This is a genomic window from Prevotella corporis DSM 18810 = JCM 8529 (assembly GCF_000430525.1).
In the GTDB taxonomy this organism is placed as follows: Bacteria; Bacteroidota; Bacteroidia; order Bacteroidales; family Bacteroidaceae; genus Prevotella; species Prevotella corporis.
In genome coordinates this window covers 1-3,807 of record NZ_AUME01000077.1, presented here as the reverse complement: position 1 = coordinate 3,807, position 3,807 = coordinate 1, and the positions used below count along the sequence as shown (strand labels likewise).

Sequence of the window (3,807 nt, the reverse complement as noted above, 5' to 3'; positions counted from 1 at the left end):
TCGGCTCTTGCCGTGATAAACTCCTTGTCTCCCAATCGCTCGGGGTGATGTTCACTCATATAGCTTTCCAACTTCAATCGAAAATAGGAAAGTTCCTTTTTGCTATTATCTGTTTTCATACATAAATTTTTGCTGATTTCTAAAATATTGTTGCGTTTTGCTTTTCGATAGCTTCCGTATAGTCAGAAAAAGCCTTACTTTTATGTTCTTGCAAACGGTTCATGTCCTCTCTGATTTTCAGGTCGGTAATTTTTCCATAAATCTGTGTCGTTCCAATGTCGCTGTGTCCGAGCATCTTGCAGAGCGTTTCCATTGCTATACCATTGGAAAGGCAGATGGTCGTGGCGAAAGTATGGCGAGCCATGTGAAAGGTCAAGCCTTTCTCAATTTGGCATATCTGACCAATGTTTATACAGGCGAAAGATGCCTTGCTGACGTTCAATGTTGGAAATATCAAATCATCGTGTTGTTTCCCTTTTATATGAATGTCAAGTATCTCCTTTGCGATGGGCAGAAGTGGAATGATGGCTTCTACGTCCGTTTTCTGTCGCTTGATACGTATCTCACAAGTTCCGTCATCATAATGGTGGATATGTTTAGGTGTCAGTCGCAACATATCCACACGAGCCAGTCCCGTAAAGGCACAGAAAATGAAGAGTTGCCTTGCTCGCTCGAACTGCTTGTTTAAGATGGGCGTTTGCAAAATGCGCTTGAGTTCTTCCGTTGTGAGATACCTTCTCGTGCCACGTGGTTTTTCCGCCTTAAAATCCACAAACGGGTCTCGGCGGATGTATTTTTTCTGTTGTCCGATGCTGATGAGCTTTCTCAAGAAAATAACCGTCATTTGAATGGTGGCAGGTGATAATCTGCGCTTGCTTTTAAGATAGAAATCCAATTCTTCGACAAAGCCATAGTCCAACCGTGAATAACCAATATCGGACATTCCGTATTTTTCCAGCAGGAAGGATACTATGAGCTGCTTGTCATAGATGTAGTTGCGGAAAGTGGATTGGGCGATGGAAATTCCCACACAAGGGCGTTTTTCCTCTATGAAACGGTCTGCCTCTTCCATGAGCATTCCATTGCTTTGTGAATCCTCCGTCAGACAATTTTTGAGCAGTTCTGCACTTACATACCCCTTTTGCCAAACCAGCTCATTGTATTTGGTTTGTATCTGTCCTTCCTTTTCTGTCAGTATGCGGTTGATGTTCTTCATTTCGTCAATGTCGCCTTTGCATCTGCCATGCTTTGCGTCCCAATTGTTTGGATTGATATCCAACCCCATACTGTATTGTACTTGTTGTCCGTCTATCGTGATTCGTCCCATTATCGGGCATTTGCCGTTCTTCTTCAGTTTGGAACGGTTGATGTAAAACAATGTCTTGAATGTACTGCGTGCCATAAGCTATAATTTTAAGGTGAAAGTGTGTTCTATCCGTTGTTGAATCTTCTGCATATCCTGTCTTATTCTTTCTGAATTGACCGCTGCATACACTTGTGTCGTTCTCAAATTGGTATGTCCCAACATACCGCTTACGGTTTCTATTGGAACACCAGCCGACAGGGTAATGACCGAAGCAAAAGTATGGCGAGCCATGTGAAAGGTCAGAGGGGTTTTCATACCGATACTTCTCTGTATGTGGTGCATCGCATTGTAAACCACGTCTCTTGGGGGAACGTCAAATACATATCCCGCACGTCTGCCCCTATATCTTTCCATAATGGTCTTGGCTGGGGAGAGAACTACTACGCGAAAAGGGGTCTTCGTCTTGACACGCTTGCTTTTAATACATAGCTTTCCTTCCTCAATGATGATGTTTTCCTCTTTGAGATTGCGTATATCCGAAATGGCAAGACCGCTGAAGCAGGAGAACACGAACAAATCACGGACGACACGATATTTCTCCCATTTGATGGGCAGGTCGATAATCTTTTGCAGGTCGTCCTGCGTGATGTTTCTCGGCGTTCCTTTCGTCTTTTCGTAACTGTAACCAATGAACGGATACATGTCTATCATGCCATTTTTGACAGCCTTGTTCACAACCGCCTTCAATGCAGCCAAGGCACTGCATATACTGCCACGTTTCAATTTTCGGTCTATTGTCAGAAAGTATTCATAGCCTTCTATAAAGGAAATATCCAGTTCCATGAGCGGAATATCACTTAACTTGTATTTCCTACGCACATACTCCCGAAGAAGAGTTTGCTGATAGGTACGCAGCTCCAGTGTTTTCATTGCCCGGTCTATGCCCACTCTTTCATGAATCTGTGTGAGGTACTCAGCATAGCACTCTAAAAGCATTGCGTTTTGACAAAGCTGTCCCTGATAGGCATTGCGCACATCCGTAGCCGTGAATGACTCTCCACTTTCGCAAAGTTCCCGATAGCGTGCATGAATGAGTGCAGTGCATTCATTCAAATACTGGTTGATAGAATTTGCGATGGCACTCTTGCCGAGAAGACGTTGCTTTCTGCTATCCCAAAGAGATAATGGGACTTTCTTTTTGGCGGAAAAGGCGGAATACTTCCTGCCCAGTTCTATCCGTCCGATAAGCGGCACCATGCCTTTTTTGTCCGCTCGTTTAGCCTGTGTGAAAAACGAGACTTTCAGTTTGTTTTCTTTCATTTTTCTGTCGTTTTTTTTCTAATTTCCTTTGCTTGCAAAGGTACATACGAACAAGAGTTCTTGAGCTATGCAGAAAAATGAAAGATGAGGAATAAAAACCTATGCCACAGTTGTTTATATTCAATTCGTAACCCCTTTTTGCTTTGTGCCCTATGGGTTACGAGTTGGTAACGGAACTATTGCCGTTTTTCGCTCAATCTTGCCATATCACAAAATGCAGAAAAGTGCATAAGTTGTTATTGTTCAAGTGTTTCCGTTCGTGTTTGTCCTTTCTTCTTTCATTGTCATTATTCTATGAACTATCCCCGCACAGGCAGCCGATACATCAGTGAGGATGTTTTCGAGGAAGTACCCGCCCTACTGCGCAAAATAGGAGAAACGATAGAAACACCATTAAACCGCCATTCGGTGAACAAGGCAAAGATTACTGACCACCACGCCATTATTCCTACAGGAGAAACACCTTCAGGAATATCGGCAGATGAAACAACTATCTATCAAATGGTGGTTAATCGCTTCATTGAAGCCTTTCTTCCCGATTCAGAGGAAGAGCGTATGCTGGTGCAGTTCACGGACGGCGCCAACTCCTTTACTTGGAAGGCGTGCCGACAAATCTCCTTGGGCTGGAAAGCCGTGCAGAAAGAGCAGGTTACTGATGTAGAGAAAAAGGAAAACGACAATGAACAGGTTTTACCTTCATTGCCTGATTTGACGGAGGGAGAGGTTTTACCACTTGTTTCTACTGACATCACCGAGCATAAGACCAAACCTAAACCTCTCTACACAGAAGCGACACTGCTTTCTGCGATGGAGAACGCAGGAAAAGAGGTCGAAGATGCAGAAAGTAAGAAAGCAATGGCTGAGTGTGGCATCGGAACACCTGCCACCCGTGCCAACATCATCGAAAAACTTATCCTGCGTGACTATATCCGAAGGGACAAGAAAGCCATCATTCCTACCGAGAAAGGCTTGGTCGTCTATGAGATTGTCAAGGACAAGAAGATTGCCAATGCAGAGATGACAGGTAGTTGGGAACTGGCTCTTGCCGCCATTGAAGCAGGACAAATGCCGCCCGAAAAGTTCGCGCAAGGCATCAACTCCTACGTTGGCACCATTTGTGAGGAACTGCTTTCTCTTGCCCCCAAACAGAAGTCTTATCCCACCTATCGCTGCCCCAAGTG

Annotated in this window: 3 protein-coding genes and 1 pseudogene; 1 reads left to right on the top strand and 3 read right to left on the bottom strand. The window is 44.3% G+C overall.

All coding sequences use genetic code 11. The features are described from left to right. From H515_RS14235 to H515_RS0110265, 3 genes are all read right to left on the bottom strand, one after another. Positions 1-119 (bottom strand): DUF1896 family protein (locus H515_RS14235; RefSeq protein ID WP_154653696.1); only part of this gene is annotated, 119 nt, incomplete at its 3' end. A gap of 20 nt (positions 120-139) precedes the next feature. Next, positions 140-1,402, bottom strand: coding sequence for a site-specific integrase (locus tag H515_RS0110270; RefSeq protein ID WP_025073050.1), 1,263 nt, complete (start codon positions 1,400-1,402; stop codon positions 140-142). 3 nt (positions 1,403-1,405) lie between these two features. Continuing rightward, the gene (locus H515_RS0110265; RefSeq protein WP_025878038.1) at positions 1,406-2,626 is read right to left on the bottom strand and encodes a site-specific integrase; all 1,221 of its coding nucleotides are present in this window, start codon (positions 2,624-2,626) and stop codon (positions 1,406-1,408) included. Between the two features lie 300 nt (positions 2,627-2,926). Between H515_RS0110265 and H515_RS13415 the strand changes: the two are divergent. Beyond that, a pseudogene (locus tag H515_RS13415) lies at positions 2,927-3,807 on the top strand (DNA topoisomerase); the annotation flags it as partial.